We start from the raw sequence: 23,853 nt of genomic DNA, 5'->3' as shown, positions 1-23,853 counted from the left end.
CAACCGCATTTTAATGTGCATTTTAAAAAATGGAGAGGTGCCTGAGTGGCCGAAAGGAGCGGTTTGCTAAATCGTCGTACCTAGAAATAGGTACCCAGGGTTCGAATCCCTGTCTCTCCGCATTATAAGGATAACCTTCGGGGTGTAGCGTAGCCCGGTTATCGCGCCGCGTTTGGGACGCGGAGGTCGCAGGTTCGAATCCTGCCACCCCGACAAAAACAAAACCTGTAAATCTTAGATTTACAGGTTTTTTGTCTTTAAAAAACAAGTGTAAGAACCAACGTTAATTGTTTTGTTTTTTGCTTTAGTATTTGCTTTGTAGTTATCTTCAGTATTGTTGCTTTTGGATTTTAAAAAATTAAGAACATTAAATCACGCATCTATTTTATAATTAATAGTAACTCGTGTGCCTTCTCCAGGGATGGTATTGATAAATAAGCGTCCATTAATATAGCTGATACGTTCTTTCATGTAAAAAAGCCCCATACCACCATCACTATCGTTTTTTGGTGTTTTTTCTAAATCAGTCATATTAAAACCTTTACCGTCATCTGATATCACTAGACTTAAAATATCTTCTTGATGTTTTATATTTACTAATATATAGTTTGCATCAGCATATTTTATAGCATTATTAACGGCTTCTTGTACTGCTCTGTAAATATTTGTTTCAGCTAAAGAGTCAAATCGAATAGTGGTTTCTGTGGTATTTTCGAAAAGAATATTCTTTCCTGTTAATTTAGAAAGTTCAATAGTCATTTTGTGTAGGGCCGGAAAAATACCATGATCACTAAGTTCAGGAGGGGTTAAATTAAAAGTAGCAGTACGTACGCCTTTAATAAGATCAGCCGTAAGTTCTTTTAGATACGAAACCTTTTCAATAGTTTTTGCTTTGTGATCTAGGTTTATAGATTCTATATTAAATTTTAAAGCAGTCAACATTTGTCCAATTCCATCATGAATGTCTTTAGCGATACGTTTGCGCTCTTCTTCCTGGCCTTCAACAACAAGGCTGGCTTGTAATTTTTTTTGTGAAATGCGCTCTTCAAAACTTTGTTGGGTAAGCAGTGCTAGTTTTAATTCGTTCTTTTTACGGGCAGTAATATCAGAACATAGAATTAGAATACTTTGCTTTTCAATAGACTTTTGTATGGGAACAATAGACATATCTAACCAAAATTCTTGCTTGTACTTTGTTGTTATTTTTAATTCTTCCGAACGAATTACATTTTTCCGATTACTTTTTAAAACTTCTTTTAAATACTCTTGCTGCCCTTCATCTGTAGTTAAGATCTCTGATAATGGTTTTTTAATATCATTTTTTTGATACCCTAATAGGTTTAAAAATTTCTTACTAATAAAAACAATACTCCCGTCTTTACGGATACTAGCAAATAATGCAGCATTATCGATAACAAAATTGAGTTCTTGTAGTTCTTGTAACGATTTTTCTTTTTCTAAATAAAGATGTTCAATTTCTTTAGCATTTGTTTCAGATTTTTTCTGACTTGTAATAAGATCAGTAATTGTATTTCTAATTTGTACAGATAATGGTTTAAAAATAAATATGATTTCTAAGAGTAAAATTAGTAGCGAAAAGGCAACTAGCAAAAATTCTTTGTGCTTTAAATTTTGTAGTTTTTCTTTACTTCTCATATCATAAGTATTCACAATCGTATCCATTTTTTGTAAAAAAGAACGTTCGTTAGCTAGTAGTATACCCGTGGCATTTTTGAATTTTTCTTCTGAAACTATAGGGGTTACAAGAATATCCTCCACAGCAGTTACCATTGCGGTGTAATTTGGAGCTGCTTTTTTAAAGAGTATTAAAATTTCAGAATCCTTTTCTGCTACTAATTTTAAGGAGTCATTACCAAACTGTAATGCATTATGTGATGTTTTCCATATGGTTAATGTAGCTTTTATTTCATTTAAAATTTTTGCTTTTTCTATTGGGAATGTGGTTTGTCCCAGCAGTAAAACTTCTTTTGTTAATTTTTGACTAAAAGCACGTTGTCTCCCTGCAATATTAATGACTTTAGAATCATTTAATTGCAAATTTAAGTGTCTTTGTATTAATACCTGAGAAATTACTATGGTTAAGGCGATACAAGCAAAAGCTAATAAATACCATTTTCTGATTCTCAGAAATGTACTGGTATCTAATGCTTTATTGCTCTTAGCAGTTTTCATTTAAAATGTATGAATTTTTTATAAATTCCCTTAAGAAATTGCTTTAGTAATGAGTGTTACTGCGTTTTCAGATAACGGAAGTTTTAATGCTGTTTTTTGCCCATTCTCAGACATTTTACGCCATGTTTTTTGAACAATGTCTATTGTTTTTTCTTCTGGGTGTTTTGCCGCAAAGGGTTCAAAATAATACTCTAGAAAAACCAAACAGATGACATCTTCTAAGACCTGTGTTTCTTCGTTTTTTTTTAACTGCTTTTTCTGAATCAAAAAAGAAACTTTATCAATACTATCTTGTGAATAACCAACATCGGTTAAAATAGCTGCTGCTTTTTTAGCATGATATACTTTTAGATCTTGCCGCCATTTTAAATAGCCAGTACGGTTCATTTCATAACTATCTCTAGCAATCTCCCATCTGCAAATATGCTGGCAACGTGCTGTTAATTGTAATTCTTCTGAGGCATTGGGTGCAAAATCATCTAATTTAGTCGTCATACGCATGGCGTATAACAATTCTTTGGGATAGGTTTTTCCTTGGTAAACTTCTGTATTAGGGTCTTTTTGGTTTGCTGCATCAAAAAGTGCAAATGCTTTTAGTTGTTTTTCTGATTTTGGCATGTATTATTCTTGTTTTACTCAAAGATACAAAGACCTATTTAGCTTTTTTAATACCAGAATAGATAATCTTGTTCTTATTCCGAAAAGCCTACATAGACAACATCATTTTCAATTTTTACAGGATATGTAGCTATTGCATCTAAAGTTCCGTTTAGGTTTTCGCCTGTTTTTAATGAAAACGTATTTTTGTGTAAGGGGCAGGCTACTTTGGGCTCCATATTGTCTTCACCAATCATCCCGCGAGAAAGCACCATTTCCATCTTATGTGGACAAAGGTTTTGACAGGCATACCATTTGCCTTCTCTTGTAAAATTAAAAACCGCTATTTGTTTTTCTTTGTACTTAATACAAGCACCACCATTTTTTGGAAATTTAGATATTTCTGCAGCTTTAAACCAGACTTTCACTTCTTCTACAGTTGTTGCTTTATATGTTTCCAATCCTATCATTTTGTTTAGTTTATTAAGTAGTTTATGAGTTTAGGGGTTTATAAGTTTAAAAGGTTAATAGGGTTGGGTTTTATACATTTTAAAAATTATTTTCCTCTATTCTCTATTCTCTATTCTCTATTCTCTATTCTCTATTCTCTATTCTAGTTTATGAGTTTAAGGGTTTATAAGTTTAAAAGGTTGATTTTTTGCATTTTAAAAATTATTTTCCTCTTTCCTCTTTCCTCTTTCCTCTTTCCTCTTTCCTCTTTCCTCTTTCCTTTTTCCTTTTTCCTCTATCCTCTATCCTCAATTTTAGTTTAGATAGTTTATGGGTTTAAAAAGTTTATTTATTTTCTAATGGAGAAAAACTATTTTCCTCAAACCTCAAACCTCAAACCTCAAACCTCAAACCTCAAACCTCAAACCTAAGCCCATTCCTTAGGCATTTTCTGATCTCTTAATGCCACAAACTCAATATTTTCATCAGTATCTTCAGAATTTACAAAATGGGTATAGCGCGCTCTTATTTCAGGGGTTTCTACTGCTTCTTTCCATTCACACTTATACGTGTCTACCAAGTTTTGCATTTCTTTATCTAATTCTGCTACAATACCAAGAGAATCATTAATAACCACATTTTTAAGATAAGTAATTCCTCCCTCCAGTTTATCTAACCAAGGAGCAGTTCTCATCAATGGCTGAGCTGTTTTAATATAGAACATAATAAACCGGTCTACATATTTAATAGCCGTTTCTTTATCTACTTTTTCTGCTAATAGTTCAGCATGTTTAGGATTTGCACCCCCATTACCACCTACATACACATTCCAACCACCTTCTACAGCAATAAAACCAAAATCTTTACCACGTGCTTCTGCACATTCTCTTATGCATCCAGAAACCCCGCCTTTAAACTTATGTGGTGAACGGATACCTTTGTATCGGTTTTCTATTTCTATGGCAAAACTAACGCTCTCATCCATCCCATATCTACACCAGGTAGACCCTACACAGCTTTTTACTGTACGTAACGATTTTCCGTAAGCCTGACCTGTTTCAAAGCCTTCTGCAATGAGTTCCTCCCAGATAAGTGGTAGTTCGTGCAATTTAGCACCAAACATATCAATACGTTGTCCGCCCGTAATTTTTGTATATAAATCGTATTTCTGTGCAATTCTTCCCATGGCCATCAATTGTTTTGGAGAAATTTCTCCGCCTGCAACTCTAGGGACTACAGAATAGGTGCCATTTCGTTGGATATTGGCTAAATACCGATCGTTAGTATCTTGTATGGTATTTTGTTTATTAGCCGTTTCGTTATAAATACTCGCAAAAATAGCAGCAACCGCAGGTTTACAAACCTCACAGCCATTTCCTTTGCCTACAGTATCTAAAAGCTCATCGTAATCTTGTATTTGCCTTAGTTTTACCAAATCAAATAGTTCTTGTCTGGAATATTCAAAATGCTCGCAAATTTGAACTTTTACTGTTTTTCCTAACGTTTTTAGACTTTCGGTAACTAAATCAGAAACCATAGGTTTACAACCACCACATCCACTAGTAGCTTTAGTAGCTTTAGAAACAGCTTTTACCGTTTCGTTACCATCATCAATAACAGAGCAGCAAATAGCTCCTTTTGTAACCGCTTCACAAGAGCAAACCACAGCTGTGTCTGGTAAATCCATAGCACTACCAAAAGAAGTATCACCTTCACCACGGCTACCTAAAATAAGGTCTTCAGGGTTCTCAGGTAGAGCCATTTCATTTTGGTATAATTGCAATAACATATTATAATCTTCAGCATCGCCTACCAGAATACCACCTAATAATTTTTTTCCATCTTTAGAAACATTAATTCGTTTATATAAACCTTGTAACTTATTTTCAAAAACAATAGCATGGGCTTCTTCATCAGAGGTAAAAGGATTTCCAAAACTAGCAACATCCACACCAATTAATTTTAATTTGGTAGACATGTCTATACTTTCTGCCATGAGTGTAGTTCCGCCTAATATTTGTGAAACAGCAACACTAGCCATTTCATAGCCTGGCGCTACTAGTCCATATATCATTTCTTTATATAAAGCAACTTCACCTATTGCAAAAATATTTGGATCAGAGGTACGCATGGTATGATCTACTACGATACCGCCACGAATACCTACTTCTAGGTCACATGTTTTAGCAAGTTCATCTCTAGGTCTAATTCCTGCAGAAATCACTAACATATCTACATCGAGATGATCACCACTATTAAATTCCATTCCAGTAATAGCACCATTTCCGGAAATTTGGCTAGTAGCTTTATTAAGGTGAACTTTTATTCCTAATTCGTTCATTTTAGTTTCTAAAGCTTGACTCCCAACATCATCTAACTGTCTTGGCATTAAACGGGGCGCAAATTCTACTACATGTGGTTCTAAGCCCATATCCATAACAGCTTTTGCAGCTTCTAAACCTAGTAATCCACCACCAAGCACAGCAGCTTTACCACCTTTAATGGTATCTGCATATGCCATAGTTTCTTCTAAATCCTCTATAGTACGGTATACAAAAACACCTTTTTTTTCTACGCCTTTTATCGGTGGAACAAATGGCGCGGAACCAGTAGCAAGCACTAAATAATCATAAGAAAATGATTTTCCGCTAAGTGTAGTAATTGTTTTTGTAATACGATGTATATCTGTAACTCTTTCATTAGTGTATAACGCTATATTATTTTCAGCATACCATGATCTTGGTGCTAGGCTTAAGCGTTCGGCATCTCCATTTTCAAAAAATTCACTTAAATGCACTCTGTCATACGCTACACGAGGTTCTTCTCCAAAAACAATGATTTTGTATTGCTCTTTACCAGCTTCAGCAATAAATTTTTCACAAAACTTATAACCAACCATTCCATTTCCGATTACTATAATAGTTTGCATACGTACTTATGTTTAGTTTATGAATCAAAATTAAGTATTATTACGTATTTTTTTATTGATTTTATCGAAATAATCAGATATCCTTATTGCGAAATCAACAAAACTTACCAGTATATTTTGAAAGTATGAAACTCAATGAATACTAAAATATTCTTCGAATCCCCTTAAATACTTATGATTTTGAAGTTTTTTTATTTGTAGCTCTATTTTTTTGATGTATCATACGTATTTCAATATTACTATAGCATTAAAATGAATTGTTATCAACCTATAAGTTTGGATTTTTCTCATGTATGATTACTGACTCATACTGTTTATAGGAGTTAAAGAAGATGTATATAATTCGTAAAAATAGATATATAAATTTATAATTCTGCAAATACAACATTCAGAATATTGTTTTATCGTAATAATACGTATTAAAAATCATTTTAATTTACTATAATACGTATTAATACGTATTAATTGTTTTACTTTGTTTTGCTAACATGATATTAATGAATACAACACCACAAAAAGCAACCACATTAAATTTATTAAACTTTAAAAGTATCTCTACCCGTACTTTTTGGATTACATCCATAGCATTTTTCATTTGCTTCTTCTCCTGGTTTGGGATTGTTCCTTTTATGCCAGACGTAGTAAAAGATTTGGGTTTAAGTCCATCGCAAAAATGGAACTCCATTATATTGGCAGTAACAGGTACTGTATTTGCGAGATTGATAATTGGTAAACTCTGCGATACATACGGACCGCGTTTATGTTATACCTATCTGTTAATCCTTGGCGCTATACCCGTTATACTAATAGGTTTTGTGCAAACACCATTACAGTTTTTAATCTGTAGATTATTTATAGGGTTTATAGGCGCATCATTTGTAATAACACAATTCCATACTTCTATAATGTTTGCACCCAATATTGTAGGAACAGCAAATGCTACTTCTGCAGGTTGGGGTAATTTAGGTGGAGGCGCTAATAGATTAGGAATGCCTTTAATAGCCGCTGCAGTGGTAAGTTTTGGTATTGCTGATGAAATTGCTTGGCGTTACTCTATGGTGATAGCAGGTGTTATTTGTTTACTAATGGGAATATGCTATTATTTCTTTACACAAGATACACCACAAGGTAATTTTAAGGAATTAAAAGCAACTGGTAAAATGCCAACCTTTAAAAAGGATGAAGTTTCTTTTGTGTCAACGCTTAAAGATTATAGAGTTTGGATTTTATTTCTAGTTTATGCAGCTTGTTTTGGAATGGAGCTTACCGTTTATGGCACTATGGACGATTATTTGCAAAATACCTTTGGTTTAGAACGTACAACAGCTGGTAACCTAGTATTGTCTTTTGCACTAATGAATATTTTTGCGAGAACATTAGGTGGTTTCTTTGGAGATAAATTCGGGAAATTAAAAGGCTTACGAGGAAGAGTCCTTTTCTTATCCGTAATCTTAGCGGTAGAAGGTATTATGCTTTCTATCTTTTCAACAACAACAAGTTTTGTTATTGGGGTACTGTTTTTGGTGCTTTTTAGCCTAACGGTTCAAATGGCAGAAGGAGCCACATTTTCAGTAGTTCCTTTCATCAATAAAAAAGCAATAGGGTCTATATCTGGAATTGTAGGTGCAGGGGGTAATGTAGGCGCATTTTTAGCTGCATTATTATTAAAATCTAAATCTGCTATTGCTGAGAGTAATGCTATAGCAGCAAATCAGTCTCTTGGCAAAGAAGCTATAAAAGCAGCACAATCTTTAGCGGCAGCAAATGCAGTTTCTAGTGGATATTTTATAATTGGTTGCTTAGTAATTGTTTGTGCAGTAGCAACTTTAGCCATTAAATTTTCTACAGCTGATGAGAATGCTGTAGCGGAAGAAGTAAAAAAAGAACCCGTATTAGTTTTGGCTGATAAATAAGTAAAACCAATTAAATGACAGATAGCATCACAACTTTAAACAAGTCTACCGCGAATACTAAAAAAGGATCATTAGTTGGGTTTTCTTGTTTGGCGTGTGAAAATAAGCGTTGTTTAATTAAAAGAAATATAGGATCGCCTATAGTATCTAAATTATCGCAGACTAGTAAAACAGAAATTCGTTGTAAAAAAGGACAACAATTTATTATAGAAGGAGCACCTGTTAATGGCCTTTTCTTTATCCTAAAAGGGAAAGTAAAAGTATTTAGAACAGGGATTAATGGTAAAGAACAAATTGTTCGTTTTGCTAAAGAAGGTGAAATTATAGGGCACAGAGGCTTTGGAACTGCCGAATATTATTCCATAGCAGCTATTGCTTTAGAAGATAGTGTACTGTGCTATTTCTCTAAAGATATTTTACAAGAAGTGTTGCATAGCGACCCTACTTTCACGTATGATTTAATGCTCTTTTACGCCAATGAGCTTAATAAGAGTGAAGCAAAAGTAAAATCGCTTTCTCAAATGACGGTTCGCGAGCGTGTTATTGATACTTTATTATACATCAACCGAAAATTTGGACAGACTAATGGTTTTTTAAATTTACCGCTTAGCCGAAAAGAATATGCAGATTATGCAGGAACTACAGAAGAGCAGGTCATTCGTATTTTCTCAATCTTAAAGAAAGAAGAACTCATAATGGCTAAAGCAAAAAAAATTGGTATTGTTGATGTTGCTTTACTCAAAAAGGAAATCTCGGAGCATAACTTTTATCTGGATTCTTAATAATTCATACTTTAATTTTTTTTAGAATTTAAGTTTTATCATAGTTGTTAACATTATAATAAATGAAACTTAAAAAAAATCACTATTAAAATATTATACGCAATACATTATAAAATCAATTGCTAATAAAGTTTATTTTAAAAAGAAATTTAAAAACATCATTTTTATTTAATCCTTAAGCTCTTTTTCCAATATCTACAATTTTGGATAATGGATTAAATAGATTCACTTTTAAGGCATTATTTTTGGTATATATTTTAGTACACATTCTAATTAAAATTTTAAATATTAGATTCTTGTTTTGTGTGTAAAGAAGTTAGGTTTAATTAAATAAATCAATATGAAGTTCAAAATTATTATTACCATTGTATTAACAGGAATTGTACAAAGTGTATATGCCTATCCAATTACTCCTAGGCCTTTGCGTAATTTGGTAATGGAATCAGAATTTATTGTTTATGCTGATGTAATTCGAATAGAAAAAATAGAAACTGAAAACTATTGGAGTCAAACAAAAGCAATATTGGTTATTAAAGAAATATTACAAGGGAAAATAAAAAAAGACACTTTAGAGGTAATTTTTAATTCTAATATGATTTGTCCTTCACCAGCTAGATATGAAAATGGAACAACTGTGTTAGCTTTTTTAGATAAACAAAAGAATAACTATTCAACACATGCGCTTTCATATGGTTCAAAAACAATTGATGCAATTGCATATAAATCATACAAGATTAGAATTATTGAAATGCAAAATATCTTACAAATAAAAAATGAAGAGGAGAAGATTCAAAAAACAATAGATTGGTTTATAGCTTGCGCTATTAACACAAATACAAGATGGGAAGGAGTTTATGAGCTTTCCCCTCGAGGTGATTTTATGTCATATTATGATCAAGATAAAGATACTATTATCAGAAAATATGAATTGAATGATGCTCAAAAGTTAAAGCTGAGAAAAGCACTTTTTGAAATAGGTAAATTAACTTATGCTGATATAGGTTTAATTGATTTAGTTGAAGATAATAATGACAAAAAAGTAACTGATTTCCTTATTAGAAAACTAAAAGAAAAAGATTTAGAAAAAACATGGTATCAAAGCTTTTTAATGAAAAGAGTTGCTGAGTGTATGAATAGAGATGATTTAAGGGGAATTGTTTTAGAAATAGAAGAACTTGACTATAAGGATAAGAAAAGAAAAGAAAAAGAGAATGAATTAACTAAAAAGTTTTTGAAAAAAATATAAAACTATATAACAAAAATGTAGAGTTCATAAATTCTAAAATATTTAAAATCTATACTGAATTTATAAGTGATTGAAAAACAATAAAATACTCTTAAAACCTGCTTTTTAGCAGGTTTTTTTATGGTGTAAAAAGCTAGTTCTTTATGGTTGATGACATGAAATAGAAATGCACATACGTATAAATTTGCCTTGAATAAGTATTAATACGTAGTTTAATATAAAACGAGACCAATATGAAATCAACCTTAATGAAATCAACTTTTTTAGTAGCAGGTGCACTTTTACTTTTTGCCTGTGGAGGTAAAGAAAAGAAAAAAGAAGTTACAGATGAAGCAGAAACAACTTCAAAAACGGAAATGTTAACAATAGAAAAGCCACAATTAAAGTTTGGTTTTATAAAGTTAACAGATATGGCACCATTAGCCATTGCTAAAGAAAAAGGCTTTTTTGAAGATGAAGGTTTATATGTTTCTGTAGAAGCACAATCTAACTGGAAAAATATTTTAGATAGAGTAATTGATGGTCAATTAGATGGCTCGCATATGTTAGCAGGTCAGCCCATTGCAGCTCAAGCAGGTTTTGGACGTCAGGCAGAATTGGTAACGCCATATTCTATGGATTTAAACGGAAATGGAATTACTGTTTCTAATGATGTTTGGTCTAAAATGAAACCTAATGTAAAAAAAGATGCCGCTGGTAAACCTGTGCATCCAATATCAGCTGAAGCATTAAAGCCAGTCATAGAAGAATATAAAGGGAATGGTAAGCCGTTTAAAATGGGGATGGTTTTTCCGGTATCTACACACAACTATGAAATTAGATATTGGTTAGCAGCTTCTGGAATTCACCCTGGGATGTATACAGCAGATAATATCCAAGGACAAGTAGATGCTGAAGTATTATTATCAGTAACACCACCACCACAAATGCCAGCTACTTTAGAATCGGGTACTATTTATGGCTACTGTGTTGGGGAGCCATGGAACCAACAAGCTGTATTTAAAGGTATTGGAGTACCAGTAACAACAAACTATGATATCTGGAAAAATAACCCTGAAAAAGTTTTTGTTTTAACAAAAGAATTTACTGAGAAATATCCCAACACTACAATAGCAATAACAAAAGCTTTAATTAGAGCAGGTAAATGGTTAGATGAGCCAGGGAATAGAACAGAAGCTGTTGAAATTTTATCTAGACCAGAATATGTAGGTGCACCAGTAAATGTATTGGCCAATTCTATGACAGGTACCTTTGAGTTTGAAAAAGGAGATAAAAGAGAGATGCCAGACTTTAATGTATTTTACCGTTACGATGCAACATATCCCTTTTATTCTGACGCAGTTTGGTTTTTAACACAAATGCGCAGATGGGGGCAAATTCCTGAAGCAAAACCTGCAGATTGGTATGCTACAAAAGCAAAGGATATTTATCGTCCAGATATCTGGAAAAAAGCAGCAGAATTATTAGTAGCTGAAGGACAAATTCCTGCATCAGATATTCCAACTACAGACGGTTACAAACCAGCTACTACAGATTTTATAGATGGTAATAAGTTTGATGGTAAAGATCCAATAGGCTATATCAATAGTTTTAAAATTGGAAATAAAGAGCAATAAAAAATAAATTTTGGTTTTAGGGAGTGTTGAATTTTTCAACCATAAGATATCAGGAGGAGTATGACTAGCTTCTCCTGATTTCACTAAAACTTTAAAACCAGTAGTCCCATTTCATTTTTTTAAAAAAATCAATTCAATACGTTAATTCCCTAAAAAAACGATTATGAAAGATAAGTCAATACACCTTTTAAACTTTGTAGGTTTAAGTTTTTTTGAGCCAGCAATTCGCATAGCAGCGGGAGAAGAAATTAAAAAAAATGCAATAGTACTTTTTCGTAAAGTAATACTTCCTATAATATCCATTATAGCATTCTTACTCCTATGGTCATTAGGAGCAAAGCAATTGCATGATATGGAAGTTTCTTACAAAAGAGAGGCTGCATTTAAAAGTGGAGGCGAAGTAGCAGCGCAACAATTTGATGCCTGTTTAAAATCTGGAGGAAAAGAATGTGAAATTACCTCATTACCAACTCCTACAGAAGTTCTAGGTGCTTTTTCTACCCTTATAGCAGATCATAAAATCATAAGCGCTAAAAAAGATGCTTTTGAAGAAAAAACAGCTGCAATGAATGAAAAACGAATTGTTGATGGCTTAGCGCCAATTACGTATACAGGTAGGCCTTCATTTGTAGATCAGATTTTAACCAGTTTAAAAACGGTATTTTCTGGTTTCTTTTTAGCCTTATTCCTAGCGGTTCCTATAGGGATGATTTTAGGTTTAAGCGAAACCTTAAGAGCTTCCTTTAATTGGTTAATACAGATTTTTAAACCAGTATCGCCTGTGGTATGGTATTTATTAGTGTATATGATTGTAAAAACTATGTTTTTAGGCTATGATGGAGACACTTCTTTTATCATCTCTTTTATTGCTGTGGGTTTATGTGCTATGTGGGCCACTTTAGTAAATACTACTTTGGGGGTTTCTTCGGTAGATAATGACTATATCAACGTAGCAAAAGTATTAAACCTAAGTGTAGGTCAAAAAGTGTTTAAAATAATTTTGCCTTCATCATTTCCATTAATATTTACAGGATTACGCATTACTATTTCTGTAGCCTGGATGGTATTAATTGCTATAGAATTATTATCTCAAAGTCCAGGTTTAGGAACATTTGTTTGGGAAGAATTCCAAAACGGAGCAGGAGATTCTAATGCTAAGATAATAGCGGCAATGTTTGTAATTGGAGCAATAGGCTTCTTATTAGATAGATTAATGTTTTCGGTACAAAAGCTGATGACTTTTACAGAGCAATAAAAAACAATAATCCATCTAAAAACTAAAGAAATGGCACATATAGAACTAAGAAATGTATCTAAATCTTACGGGACAGGAGCTGAGCGTGTAGAAGTACTAAGAAACATTAATTTACGTATTGAAGAAGGAGAATTTGTAGCTATTGTAGGTTTTTCTGGAAGCGGCAAAACCACATTAATTAAACTCATCTCTGGTTTAGAATTCCCAGATGAAGGAGAAGTATTGTATAAAGGCGAACCAGTTACAGGTCCTAGCCATGAAAGAGGCGTAATCTTCCAAAACTATTCCTTATTGCCCTGGTTAAATGTGCGTAATAATGTAGGGATGGCCATAAAAGAAAAATTTAAAAAATGGACCAAAAAACAAATCGGTGAGCGTATTGAAAAGTATGTAGATATGGTAAACTTATCTCATGCTATAGGAAAACTACCTAAAGAATTATCTGGAGGGATGCGTCAAAGAGTATCAGTTACCAGAGCATTGTCTATGAGTCCAGATGTTATTCTAATGGACGAACCTTTAAGTGCATTAGATGCTTTAACAAGAGGAACATTACAAGATGAGATTTTAAATATATGGAGTGCAGATAAAAAAACTGCTTTATTAATTACAAATGATGTAGACGAAGGGATCTATATGGCAGATAGAATTATTCCACTACGCCCAGGGCCTAAAGCTACATTGGGACCTGTTTTTAAAGTAGAATTAGAACGTCCCAGAGATAAAACCGCCTTAAATACAAATGAAGAATTTAAAAAACTTAGAAATTCAATTTTAGAGTATTTAATACGTATAGGAGCAGAGCGCGCAGCTAAAGTTACTAAAGAATACAACTTGCCAGAGATAAAACCAGTTATCAGAAACCGATCTTTTAGAAGAACGAGAGCCTAATCAGTAAAAAGAAAAATTATGGAACAAACACTAGTTGAAAATAGCACTCGTACTCAAAATAATGGATTGTTTAGAGACGATTACATGCTGGACATCAGTAAAGTCACTAAAATATACCCTACACCAAAAGGAGATTATGTGGTTTTAGATGATCTAGATTTAAAAGTAAAACACGAAGAATTTATATCAATTATAGGACATTCAGGTTGTGGAAAAAGTACATTGTTAACGATGATTGCTGGTTTAAATCCAATTTCTAAAGGAACTATTGTAGCGGGTAATACCAATATAGTAGGGCCAGGACCAGACAGAGGCGTTATTTTTCAATCGCCAAGCTTATTACCATGGATGACCGCTTATGATAATGTAATGTTAGGGGTAAAACAAGTATTTGCACATGGCACCAAAAAAGATAGAGATGATATTGTAAAATATTACTTGGCTAAAGTAGGACTAGAAGATGCTATGCATAAAAAAGCAAAAGACCTATCGCAAGGAATGCAACAACGTGTTGGTATTGCAAGAGCATTTGCATTAAAGCCTAAAGTACTGTTATTAGATGAGCCTTTTGGAATGTTAGACTCTCTTACCCGTGGGGAATTGCAAGATGTTTTAGTAGAAGTTTGGAATCAAGAAAAAATTACAGCGGTAATGATTACACATGATGTTGATGAATCTATTCTTTTAGCAGACAGAGTCATTATGATGACCTCAGGACCACGAGCTAAAGTAGGCGATATTTTAGAAATAGATTTTGCCAGACCACGCAATAGAGCAGAACTTATAGAACACCCAGATTATTACAAATACAGACAACACCTTATTAATTTTTTAGAACACTAAATTATCATATAACCATATAAAACAAATAAAAAATTTAAATCGCCAAATTATGAAAAAACAAATTCTTTTAATTTCACTACTATTTTCAGGCATTCAGGTTACAATGGCACAATTTACACTAGACGGACAGTTTAGGCCAAGAACAGAATACCGTAATGGTTTTCAAACCCTTATTCCAGATGGTGTAGATGCAGGTTTTGCAACTAATACAAGAGCACGCTTAAATGCGGGGTATCAAACAGAATCGTATAAATTTTTTCTAAGCCTGCAAGATGTTGCCGTTTGGGGAGAAAATCCACAACTAATCCCAGTGGATGCAAATAACTCATTTTCTGTTTTTGAAGCTTGGGCAGATTTAAAATTAGGTGGTAACTGGTCTACTAAAGTTGGTAGGCAAATGCTTTCTTATGATGATCAACGATTTTTTGGTGGCTTAGATTGGGCACAACAAGGGAGAAATCATGATGCCGCTTTAATAAGACATAAGTCAGCTAAATTTTCTTTTGATTTTGGACTAGCATTCAATCAAGATTTAGATGAGGAACCAGGTCCCTTATTTGGTTTTAAGAACCAAGGAACAGAATTTCCAGCAAATAATCCTTTTCAGTATAAGACCATGCAATTTGTACATTTAAATCAAAAATGGGAGAATTTCTCAGGAAGTTTTCTTGCTGTAAATAATGGTTTTCAGAATTTTGATGATGCTGGTGTAGCTGATGGTATAAATAGTACTTACACTTTAGGAACACATTTAAAATATAATAAAAATAGCTTTGGAGCTTCTGCAAATGCATACATCCAAGGAGGGGAATTTTTTACTGGTTTAGATATTAGCGGAGCGTATTTATTAGGCTTAGAGTTAAATTATAAAGCGACTAGTAAAGTAGGTTTAGGATTAGGAATAGAAATTATTAGTGGTGATGATGCCACTACAGTTGGCGAAACAGAAGCTTTTTTACCAACTTTTGGAACAAATCATAAGTTCAATGGTTTTATGGATTATTTCTATGTTGGGAATCATATCAATAAGGTTGGTTTAATAGATATCCACGCTAGCGCTAATTTTAAATTAGGAGAAAAATCTAGCTTGTTAGCTAAAGTATTAAACTTTAGTGGAGAACAAGAATTAGCAAGTGGTGAGAAAGCTCTAGGTACAGAATTAGATTTGGTATACACACAAAAATTTAAAGGATATGCCTTAAAAATAGGCTATTCTCATATGTTTGCAAATGATGGTTTGTATGAGTTAAATGGTGTTGCAGAAGCAGATGCTAAAGACATACAAAATTGGGCTTGGGCCATGTTAATTATAAAACCTAAATTTTTAAATACTACAAAATAGTAATTTAATTAATTATTATGTTAGCTGATAAGCTATCACAATTTCGGTTGTGGTGGCTTATTTTTTTATTTAGTTATAAGTTTATTAGAGTATTGTCTCCTTGAGAGGACTTTAGGGGTGTAGAAACTAATGTTAGTTAAGTTTATAAATTTATAAAAAAGTTTAGGAGTTTATTTGTTTAGTAGTTTAACTTTTTTATTTAATCGCCCTTGCCCTTAACGAAGTCTAAGACAACAACAACAAAAAGTGATAAGCGAAGCAGAAGGAAACAAATAAGTAGTTCTACGTAATTTCTTATATTTAACCCGCTTTATATATTAGAACTTCGTAATGAAGCTTTGGGATAGAATAAATACTGGTGTTTTCTTAATTTTAGCATAGCATCGCTATGGTTAAATTAAAAAATGAATTAGAGTGGCAGTATTTGAAGGATGTCGAAGATGTAATAGATTTTCTAATGCATGAAGCGGGTTTAACCCTTTAAACAACACAAATTGAGCAGTAAAATACGTATTATATTAGCAGATGATCATGCTTTGGTTAGAGATGGCATTAGAGCCTTATTAGAAAGTGAACAAGATTTAGAGGTCATAGGAGAAGTTTCTAACGGTATAGAGGCTATAGCAATCGTTAAAGAAAAAAAACCAGACGTATTAATTATAGATATTAGAATGCCAAAACTTACTGGCATTGAAGCGGTGGAGCAGCTTAACAAAAATAATATCCCGATTAAAACAATTATTCTTTCCATGCACGATTCTGAGGAGTATATTTTAAAATCGGTAAAAGCGGGAGCTAACGGCTATCTTTTAAAAGATACGGGCAAGACTGAGTTTTTAAAAGCTATACATACTGTACAACAAGGCGGAAAATATTTTAGTGGTGCTATTTCTAATGTATTAGTGAATAATTTATTGAATTCTACAACAACAGAGGTAACAGAAAAACCCGCTGTAAAAACAAACAATGCTTTTGATTTAACCAATAAAGAATTACAAATACTACAATTGGTTTTATCAGGGTTGACCAATAAACAGATTTCAGAAAAACTACAAAATAGCAAACGTACGGTAGAAACCCATCGGTTTAATCTAATGCGTAAAATGGAAGTAAAAAATTTGATTGATTTATCTAAGAAAGCACAGGAGTTTGGGTTGGTTTAAATTAATTAATGGTAAAGTAAAAATATATATAATTTATATATTAATATTTCTGACTTTTAGTTGTGTAGACAAAAAGAAAGATTCTGAGAACATTTCCAAAAGAATTGAATCAAATATGGAATTGGAAAAGTTATCATTAGATAAAGACTCAAATAGTACCTTGAAACAATGGGTAGAATTTTATCAAGAAGTAGATCCTAATTTCCGATTAAATTATTTTGAACTTAAGTCTATTGATTCTATGACAATAACTCAAGGAGATGTTTTTGGGAATTTTGATAAAAATTTTGATCCAATCTATTCAGATTTTTTAGTTTTTAGAGCTGATAAAAAACAATATATTGATTTTGATAGTTATCAATGGACTTTTAACAAAGACAAAACCCTTTCTTATTCACCAGATCAAGCAATAAATTTAATTGATATTGAAACCAAGAAAGTATCTCGAATTGGATTTAGAGGACCTTCACAATGGGTTGAAGATGTGTTTTGGGAAAATGATTCAACGATTATCCTTCTTGAAAATTCATACGAAAAGCAATTAATGATCACTAAAATTCAATTGAACAGTAAAATAACTAAAACATTTGAATATAGAGATACTATTAATTTTGCACCAAAATATTCTGAATTTCGATTTAAGAAAATGGGATTTAAGCATCAGTAGAAATTAATATAATAATAGCTAACTTTAATTATTATATATGTTCGTTAGCAATAACAATTCAGAGATTGTTATAACCATACTAATTTCTATAGGAATTCCAATTCTTGTAGCGACCTATTTAATAAGACATAAAAAAAATGTTTTAGAAAAGTACTTAATTGGTACACTTCTACTTTTTTTAATTATTTATTTTCCTATACTAGAATATTGGTCTATATGGTTTTCATGGAGTTTTTGGCCAGATGACTTTTATCATGCTAGCGGACATATTTTACCAAATAATGAAGAACCATTTCTTGGATATTATCCAAAACTAAGTATTATCTTTTTTACTCTTAGTATCATTTCTCAGACGCTAATGTTCCTTTCAATGATTCTTTTTGTAATTGTTCTAAATCAGCATATTATTCATAAAAAGAAATATTTAAATTGGATTCCACTGGTAAATATTTTTAGTTTAGGGTATTATTTATATAGCTATTTTACTACTAAAATAATATATAAAGTGCTTACCATATTATGGGTTTTTATTTCATTAGTATTTGTGTATTATAGATTTGTTGCAGGTCCTATAACATTAATTGGATTTAATACGATTTCAATTGTTGGAGATCTTTTTTTTTGAAGATCCAAGCCCAAATACACTTAATAATTCTGAATATTTTGATACAAATTTTTCCATTTTATCAGATTATATCAATATTATAACACCAGTATTTGCATATGGTAGTGGACTACTTACTTTTTTAATAACCAGAAAAATTAAATCCTCAAAGCATTAAATTTTTGGTGATCTATTCCATAAATCCTATTTTCACTTGCAAATAATTATCATTCTCCCAGAATATAGAATAACTATTGCGAAATAAACACTACGTATTTATACGTATTTTTGTAATTTCCCATCTTCAAACAAGATCTTAATATAGATTTATTTGCTTTTACGTATGCAAAAAGAAAACCAGCATAAAACAATTTGTTCCTATTGCGGCGTTGGCTGTGGTATTTTAGTGGATAAAGATACTAAGGGGAATATTAATGTGGAAGGAAACCCAGACTACCCAACCAATAAAGGAATGCTCTGTTCCAAAGGTAAAAACCTAAACTATGTAGCACAAGATACTACAGACCGTATCTTGTATCCAGAAATGCGTTGGAGTAGAAACCACCCTATGCAAAGAGTATCTTGGGATACCGCTTTAGATAGAGCTGTTGGCGTTTTTAAAAGCATTATAGAAAAACACGGACCAGACAGTGTTGGCTTTTATGTTTCTGGGCAATGCCTAACAGAAGAGTATTACTTAGTAAATAAACTAACAAAGGGATTTATAGGAACCAATAATATAGATACCAATTCCAGACTTTGTATGAGTTCTGCTGTGGTAGGCTACAAAAAAACCGTAGGAGAAGATTCTGTTCCTATTGCCTATGAAGATATAGAATTGGCAGATTGCTTTTTAATTGCAGGTGCAAACCCAGCATGGTGCCATCCCATTCTCTTTAGACGTATAGAAAAACGAAAAGAAGAGCATCCAGAAATAAAAATAATAGTTGTAGATCCTAGAAAAACGCAAACTTGTGCCACAGCAGATTTACACTTGCAAATTTTACCGGGTACTGATGTTATTTTGTACAATGCTATCGCCAGATGGTTAATAGAGAAGCGTAAAATAGATAAGAATTTTATAAAAAACCATACTTCTAATTTCACAGCAGTAAAAGAAATGGCGTTTTCACTATCCATACGTAAAGCAGCAGAAAAGTGTGGAATAACTGCGGCTGAAATTCGTAAAGCAGCGGATTATATTGGAGATGCGGGGAATTTTATAAGCATGTGGACTATGGGGCTAAACCAAAGCGTTATTGGAGTACCCAAAAATGTATCTTTAATAAACCTTTCCTTACTAACTGGGCAAATTGGAAAGCCAGGATCAGGACCATTCTCGTTAACAGGACAGCCCAATGCCATGGGGGGGAGAGAAGTTGGCGGAATGGCAAACCTGCTAGCAGCACATAAAGATTTAGGAAACGCTAAACATAGAAAAGAAGTTTCCGATTTTTGGGGAAGTAAGCCCATACAACCAAATCCAGGATATACGGCAACAGAAATGTTCGATGCCCTAGAGAAAGGTAAACTAAAAGCCATTTGGATTATTTGTACCAATCCGGTAGTAAGTATGCCAAATGCGCGTAAAATAGAACGGGCTTTAGAAAAAGCCAGTTTTGTAGTGGTACAAGATATTTCAAAAAATTCTGAAACCAGTACCTATGCAGATCTCGTATTGCCTGCAGCAGGCTGGTTAGAAAAAGAAGGAACCATGACCAATTCTGAACGTAGAATTAGTTATTTGCCAAAAGTAATAGATGCTCCGGGAGAAGCCTTGCCAGATGCAGAAATTCTTTGGCGTTTTGCGCAAAAAATGGGTTTTAAAGGTTTTGATTATAATAATGCCAGTGAAGTATATGATGAGCATTGCCTGCTTACTAAAGGAACACATATAGATATCTCTGGGCTATCGTATCACCGTTTGCAAACTGAAGGCAGCTTCCAATGGCCAGTACCTCATAAAACCCATAAAGGTACTCCACGCCTTTTTCAAGATAAAGTATTTTATACCAGCGATACCAAAGCACATTTTAATGCGCCATCTGTATTGTATAATAAATCTGAAGAAACAAATGCTGATTTTTCATTAATTCTAAATACTGGAAGAATTAGAGATCAGTGGCATACCCGTACCAAAACAGGAAAAGTAAAACGATTGCTTACTCATATTCCAGAACCTTTTTTAGAAATGAATTTGGTAGATGCACATGTACGTCAATTAAAAGATGGAGATATCGCAGTGATTAAGAGTAGAAGAGGAGAAGTACAAGTAAAAGTAACGATTAATCCAGATATTAGAGAAAGAGTAGTGTTTTTACCCATGCATTGGGGTAAAATTTTAAATCGTGATTTTGGTAGGGCTAATAACCTAACAAATGATTTGGTAGATCCAATATCTAAAGAACCCGATTTTAAATATTGTGCTGTAGAAGTTAGCAAGTACAAAAAAGAACAACAGAAAGTTGTAGTAGTTGGAGCTGGTGCTGCAGCCTACAGATTTATTCAGAGCTATAGAGAAAAAAACCAAGTAGACGAATTGCATGTATTTTCTAAAGAAGATAATCCGTTTTATAATAGAGTATTATTACCAGAATATGTTAGTGATGAGCTTTCTTGGGAATCTTTAGAAAAACTTAAAAAAGGAGAATTAAATAAATTAGAAGTTACATTACATCCAAATAACGGAATAGTAGCTATTGATGAGGAAAATAAAATAGTAACTGATGCACAAGGAAAAGAGCATTCTTATGATCTATTAATCATGGCAACTGGAAGTAGAGCTTTTGTGCCTAGTGAAGTTCAAATGGGGCAAAGCGGTAGGTTTACCATGCGTGAAAGAGGTGATGCGGATCGGCTTAAAAAATACCTTGCAGCTACCCAACTACCAAAAGAAGAGCAACATGTAGTTATTGTTGGGGGTGGACTTTTAGGCCTAGAACTCGCTGCCGCACTAAAGAAAATAAATATCAATATTAGTATTGTACAACGTGCACCGCGTTTAATGGAACGCCAGTTAGATAATGTAGCGAGTAGATTATTAGCAGAAGATGTTACCGAAAGAGGCATTAATTTATATTTTGACAATGAAGTAAGTACTGTATTTGAAGAAAAAGACACCAATTTTTCATTATTAGTCAATTTAAAAACAGGGAGAACCATTCAATGTAACGCCATTGTATATGCTATAGGAACACGTCCTAATATAGAACTTGCAAAAAAAGCAGGATTAAAAACAAGAAGAGGCGTACTTGTAAACTCATATTTACAAACCAACAATCCTTCTATTTTTGCATTAGGAGAAATTGCTGAATACAACAGCTCACTTTTTGGAATAACTTCAGCAGCAGAACAACAAGCTGATATTGCTGCAAATTATATTTTAGGAGATTTAAGCAGCAGGTATAATGGTTCCGTTTTAATGAATATTTTAAAGTTCGAAAATTTGGACCTCTGTAGTATCGGAATGGTAAATGCACCAAAAGAAGATTCTAGTTATGAAGAAATTATTTTAATGGATGTTCGGAAACGTTTTTATAAAAAGTGCATTGTTAAAGACGATATTCTTGTTGGAGCTATTTTAATGGGAGATAAAAATGAATTTGCTGAGTTTAAAAGATTAATTGAAGAGGAGATAGAACTTTCTGAAAAACGAGATGAATTATTAAGAGGAGCAACAAATGCAGTACCATTAAAAGGAAAATTAATTTGTTCTTGTAGTCAAGTAGGAGAAGGCAATGTTATTGATGCTATCCGAAACGGATGCGATGATTTTAAAGAATTATGCGCACAAACTGGAGCCGGTTTAGGATGCGGAAGTTGTAAACCAGAAGTAAAATATTTATTAGACGAAGAATTGCAAATAGCAAAATAAGATTTGTATGAATGATGATTTACATCGTATTTTAATCAAAGGAGGCGTTACCTCTCCAGGAGAACTTAAGGACATTATTACAATGCTAGAAGCAGCAGGACTAAAAGAAGTGTATTTTGGTTCTAGACAAGATTTGCTTTTTCCGTTAAATGATGTAAAAGAAGAACAACTAGAAAGTCTCTCTAAATATAATACTGATATTATTGGAGAGCGCAGCTATCAGAATATCGTTTGCTCTTATGTTTCTGCAGATATTTTTGATATGACCTATTGGTTAAAAGGATCTACCTACCTGTATATCTTAGAACAGTTTGATTTTTCGCCCAAACTAAAGATTAATATTACTGACCCAAAACAACGTTTAGTCCCCATATTTAATGGAAACTTAAACTTTATTGCTTCAGAAAATGAAGACTATTGGTATTTAAATATCAACCTTCCTAATTGGAAAGCAGCTGCTTTTTACCCAGTATTAATTTACAGTTGGGATATTAATAAAATTGCCAAAGCAATAGAAGTCATATATGAAGATGTTGGAGACGTAGAAGAGCTATTTTTTATCTTGAATAAGAATATAGACACCAATAATAAAACAATAGAAAAACCATTAAACGCACCATATTTAACCTTTCCTTATTATGAGGGAATGAACCGTATGGGGATAGACCAGTATTGGTTAGGGCTCTATTGGCGTAATAATAGATACGATTTAAGCTTTTTAAAAGAACTCTGTGGTTTTTGCTTAGATAATGCAATTGGTAAGATTTGTATAACCCCTTGGAAATCGTTTATTATAAAGGGAATAAAAAATAAGAGTAGGGTAGCTTTAGAACGTCTCTTAGGCAAACGAGGCATAAACGTACGGCATTCTCAATTAGAGATGAACTGGCATGTACCCGTTGATGATCTAGAAATGTTAGAGCTTAAAAAGTTTTTGGTACGTAGTTTTGATCAGAATGATATTAGTACCTATGGACTTACTTTTGGCTTAACCAATGATGTTGGGAAAAGATCGCATTTTGCATCTATAATCATAGAAAAAAACTCACAACCCACTTTAGTACAAGGTTTTGAAGTAAGACCAACCTATAACGTACTTCATTTTAAAAATTTTAATCCCAATACCTTACGTTATGAGGCCTATGCTTTAGATGTAGATAAGATAGAACTCCCAGGCTTATTGATGGAATTGAGTAAAAAATATTTTGAGTCTTTAGATCAAGAAGAAACAAAAGAAAAAATACTTGAAGAGCCTGTAAAGACAGCTAATGAAGTATACCAATGCCGAGACTGCTTTACAGTATACGATGAGCAATATGGAGATGTAAAAGCAGGAATTGCTAAAGGGGTTTCTTTTGAGGCACTACCAGACGTATATTGTTGTGCAGTGTGTGAAGCACCAAAAACAAGGTTTAAGAAAACGGAGTTGCAAATACAATAAAGTTTAGCCATAGAAACATTGTGTTTGCATATAAAAACAAAGCGAGC

17 protein-coding genes and 2 tRNA genes are annotated in these 23,853 nt (G+C 32.9%); 15 read left to right on the top strand and 4 right to left on the bottom strand.

What is annotated here, in order from left to right; genetic code table 11:
* The first annotated feature begins 31 nt into the window (after positions 1–31).
* A tRNA-Ser gene (locus tag ACZ451_RS15805) sits at positions 32–120 on the top strand.
* An 18-nt stretch (positions 121–138) separates the two neighbouring features.
* Positions 139–213: transfer RNA gene (locus ACZ451_RS15800), tRNA-Pro, on the top strand.
* A 159-nt stretch (positions 214–372) separates the two neighbouring features.
* On the opposite strand, the gene ACZ451_RS15795 is transcribed toward ACZ451_RS15800, so the two are convergent.
* The 4 genes from ACZ451_RS15795 to nirB all read right to left on the bottom strand — a co-directional run bounded on the left by ACZ451_RS15795 (position 373) and on the right by nirB (position 6,169).
* Positions 373–2,193 carry a PAS domain-containing sensor histidine kinase gene (locus ACZ451_RS15795; RefSeq protein WP_464214134.1) on the bottom strand — a complete coding sequence of 607 codons (1,821 nt, stop codon included), beginning with the start codon at positions 2,191–2,193 and terminating at the stop codon, positions 373–375.
* A gap of 30 nt (positions 2,194–2,223) precedes the next feature.
* A complete protein-coding gene (locus ACZ451_RS15790) occupies positions 2,224–2,811 on the bottom strand; it encodes a DUF4202 domain-containing protein (RefSeq protein ID WP_464214132.1) in 588 nt (195 codons plus the stop codon).
* Positions 2,812–2,885: 74 nt separating this feature from the next.
* Positions 2,886–3,260, bottom strand: coding sequence for a nitrite reductase small subunit NirD (gene nirD, locus ACZ451_RS15785; RefSeq protein WP_464214130.1), 375 nt, complete (start codon positions 3,258–3,260; stop codon positions 2,886–2,888).
* Between the two features lie 407 nt (positions 3,261–3,667).
* Positions 3,668–6,169 (bottom strand): nitrite reductase large subunit NirB, encoded by a 2,502-nt coding sequence (gene nirB / locus ACZ451_RS15780; RefSeq protein WP_464214128.1) that lies wholly within the window; start codon positions 6,167–6,169, stop codon positions 3,668–3,670.
* Positions 6,170–6,666: 497 nt separating this feature from the next.
* On the opposite strand from nirB, the gene ACZ451_RS15775 reads away from it, so the two are divergent.
* From ACZ451_RS15775 to ACZ451_RS15715, 13 genes are all read left to right on the top strand, one after another.
* The gene (locus ACZ451_RS15775) at positions 6,667–8,082 is read left to right on the top strand and encodes an MFS transporter (protein WP_464214126.1); all 1,416 of its coding nucleotides are present in this window, start codon (positions 6,667–6,669) and stop codon (positions 8,080–8,082) included.
* A gap of 14 nt (positions 8,083–8,096) precedes the next feature.
* Complete coding sequence (locus ACZ451_RS15770; RefSeq protein ID WP_464214124.1) at positions 8,097–8,864, top strand: Crp/Fnr family transcriptional regulator; 768 nt, start codon at positions 8,097–8,099, stop codon at positions 8,862–8,864.
* 340 nt (positions 8,865–9,204) lie between these two features.
* Positions 9,205–10,110 (top strand): hypothetical protein, encoded by a 906-nt coding sequence (locus tag ACZ451_RS15765; protein WP_464214122.1) that lies wholly within the window; start codon positions 9,205–9,207, stop codon positions 10,108–10,110.
* 233 nt (positions 10,111–10,343) lie between these two features.
* A complete protein-coding gene (locus ACZ451_RS15760; protein WP_464214120.1) occupies positions 10,344–11,726 on the top strand; it encodes a CmpA/NrtA family ABC transporter substrate-binding protein in 1,383 nt (460 codons plus the stop codon).
* A gap of 163 nt (positions 11,727–11,889) precedes the next feature.
* On the top strand, positions 11,890–12,981 hold the full coding sequence (locus ACZ451_RS15755; RefSeq protein ID WP_464214118.1) for an ABC transporter permease: 1,092 nt from the start codon (positions 11,890–11,892) through the stop codon (positions 12,979–12,981).
* 30 nt (positions 12,982–13,011) lie between these two features.
* Positions 13,012–13,872 carry an ABC transporter ATP-binding protein gene (locus tag ACZ451_RS15750; RefSeq protein ID WP_464214116.1) on the top strand — a complete coding sequence of 287 codons (861 nt, stop codon included), beginning with the start codon at positions 13,012–13,014 and terminating at the stop codon, positions 13,870–13,872.
* A gap of 18 nt (positions 13,873–13,890) precedes the next feature.
* Entirely contained in the window at positions 13,891–14,715 is an 825-nt protein-coding gene (locus tag ACZ451_RS15745; protein ID WP_464214114.1) for an ABC transporter ATP-binding protein, read from the top strand.
* Between the two features lie 49 nt (positions 14,716–14,764).
* The gene (locus tag ACZ451_RS15740) at positions 14,765–16,057 is read left to right on the top strand and encodes an alginate export family protein (protein ID WP_464214112.1); all 1,293 of its coding nucleotides are present in this window, start codon (positions 14,765–14,767) and stop codon (positions 16,055–16,057) included.
* A gap of 494 nt (positions 16,058–16,551) precedes the next feature.
* Positions 16,552–17,220 carry a response regulator transcription factor gene (locus tag ACZ451_RS15735; RefSeq protein WP_464214110.1) on the top strand — a complete coding sequence of 223 codons (669 nt, stop codon included), beginning with the start codon at positions 16,552–16,554 and terminating at the stop codon, positions 17,218–17,220.
* A gap of 115 nt (positions 17,221–17,335) precedes the next feature.
* Positions 17,336–17,887, top strand: coding sequence for a hypothetical protein (locus ACZ451_RS15730; RefSeq protein WP_464214108.1), 552 nt, complete (start codon positions 17,336–17,338; stop codon positions 17,885–17,887).
* Positions 17,888–17,924: 37 nt separating this feature from the next.
* A complete protein-coding gene (locus tag ACZ451_RS15725; protein WP_464214106.1) occupies positions 17,925–18,512 on the top strand; it encodes a hypothetical protein in 588 nt (195 codons plus the stop codon).
* 322 nt (positions 18,513–18,834) lie between these two features.
* Positions 18,835–22,365 (top strand): molybdopterin-dependent oxidoreductase, encoded by a 3,531-nt coding sequence (locus ACZ451_RS15720; protein WP_464214104.1) that lies wholly within the window; start codon positions 18,835–18,837, stop codon positions 22,363–22,365.
* 7 nt (positions 22,366–22,372) lie between these two features.
* Complete coding sequence (locus tag ACZ451_RS15715) at positions 22,373–23,806, top strand: rubredoxin (protein ID WP_464214102.1); 1,434 nt, start codon at positions 22,373–22,375, stop codon at positions 23,804–23,806.
* The last annotated feature ends 47 nt before the right edge of the window (positions 23,807–23,853 follow it).

This window comes from Allocellulophaga tsushimaensis, assembly GCF_055383085.1.
This window is presented reverse-complemented; position numbering and strand designations above follow the sequence as displayed.

What these genes read in the sequence shown, in the direction of transcription:
- ACZ451_RS15795 (WP_464214134.1), bottom strand. Translation starts at nt 2,193, where the DNA reads ATGAAAACTGCTAAGAGCAATAAAGCATTAGATACCAGTACATTTCTG.
- ACZ451_RS15790 (WP_464214132.1), bottom strand. Translation starts at nt 2,811, where the DNA reads ATGCCAAAATCAGAAAAACAACTAAAAGCATTTGCACTTTTTGATGCA.
- nirD (WP_464214130.1), bottom strand. Translation starts at nt 3,260, where the DNA reads ATGATAGGATTGGAAACATATAAAGCAACAACTGTAGAAGAAGTGAAA.
- nirB (WP_464214128.1), bottom strand. Translation starts at nt 6,169, where the DNA reads ATGCAAACTATTATAGTAATCGGAAATGGAATGGTTGGTTATAAGTTT.
- ACZ451_RS15775 (WP_464214126.1), top strand. Translation starts at nt 6,667, where the DNA reads ATGAATACAACACCACAAAAAGCAACCACATTAAATTTATTAAACTTT.
- ACZ451_RS15770 (WP_464214124.1), top strand. Translation starts at nt 8,097, where the DNA reads ATGACAGATAGCATCACAACTTTAAACAAGTCTACCGCGAATACTAAA.
- ACZ451_RS15765 (WP_464214122.1), top strand. Translation starts at nt 9,205, where the DNA reads ATGAAGTTCAAAATTATTATTACCATTGTATTAACAGGAATTGTACAA.
- ACZ451_RS15760 (WP_464214120.1), top strand. Translation starts at nt 10,344, where the DNA reads ATGAAATCAACCTTAATGAAATCAACTTTTTTAGTAGCAGGTGCACTT.
- ACZ451_RS15755 (WP_464214118.1), top strand. Translation starts at nt 11,890, where the DNA reads ATGAAAGATAAGTCAATACACCTTTTAAACTTTGTAGGTTTAAGTTTT.
- ACZ451_RS15750 (WP_464214116.1), top strand. Translation starts at nt 13,012, where the DNA reads ATGGCACATATAGAACTAAGAAATGTATCTAAATCTTACGGGACAGGA.
- ACZ451_RS15745 (WP_464214114.1), top strand. Translation starts at nt 13,891, where the DNA reads ATGGAACAAACACTAGTTGAAAATAGCACTCGTACTCAAAATAATGGA.
- ACZ451_RS15740 (WP_464214112.1), top strand. Translation starts at nt 14,765, where the DNA reads ATGAAAAAACAAATTCTTTTAATTTCACTACTATTTTCAGGCATTCAG.
- ACZ451_RS15730 (WP_464214108.1), top strand. Translation starts at nt 17,336, where the DNA reads ATGGAATTGGAAAAGTTATCATTAGATAAAGACTCAAATAGTACCTTG.
- ACZ451_RS15725 (WP_464214106.1), top strand. Translation starts at nt 17,925, where the DNA reads ATGTTCGTTAGCAATAACAATTCAGAGATTGTTATAACCATACTAATT.
- ACZ451_RS15720 (WP_464214104.1), top strand. Translation starts at nt 18,835, where the DNA reads ATGCAAAAAGAAAACCAGCATAAAACAATTTGTTCCTATTGCGGCGTT.
- ACZ451_RS15715 (WP_464214102.1), top strand. Translation starts at nt 22,373, where the DNA reads ATGAATGATGATTTACATCGTATTTTAATCAAAGGAGGCGTTACCTCT.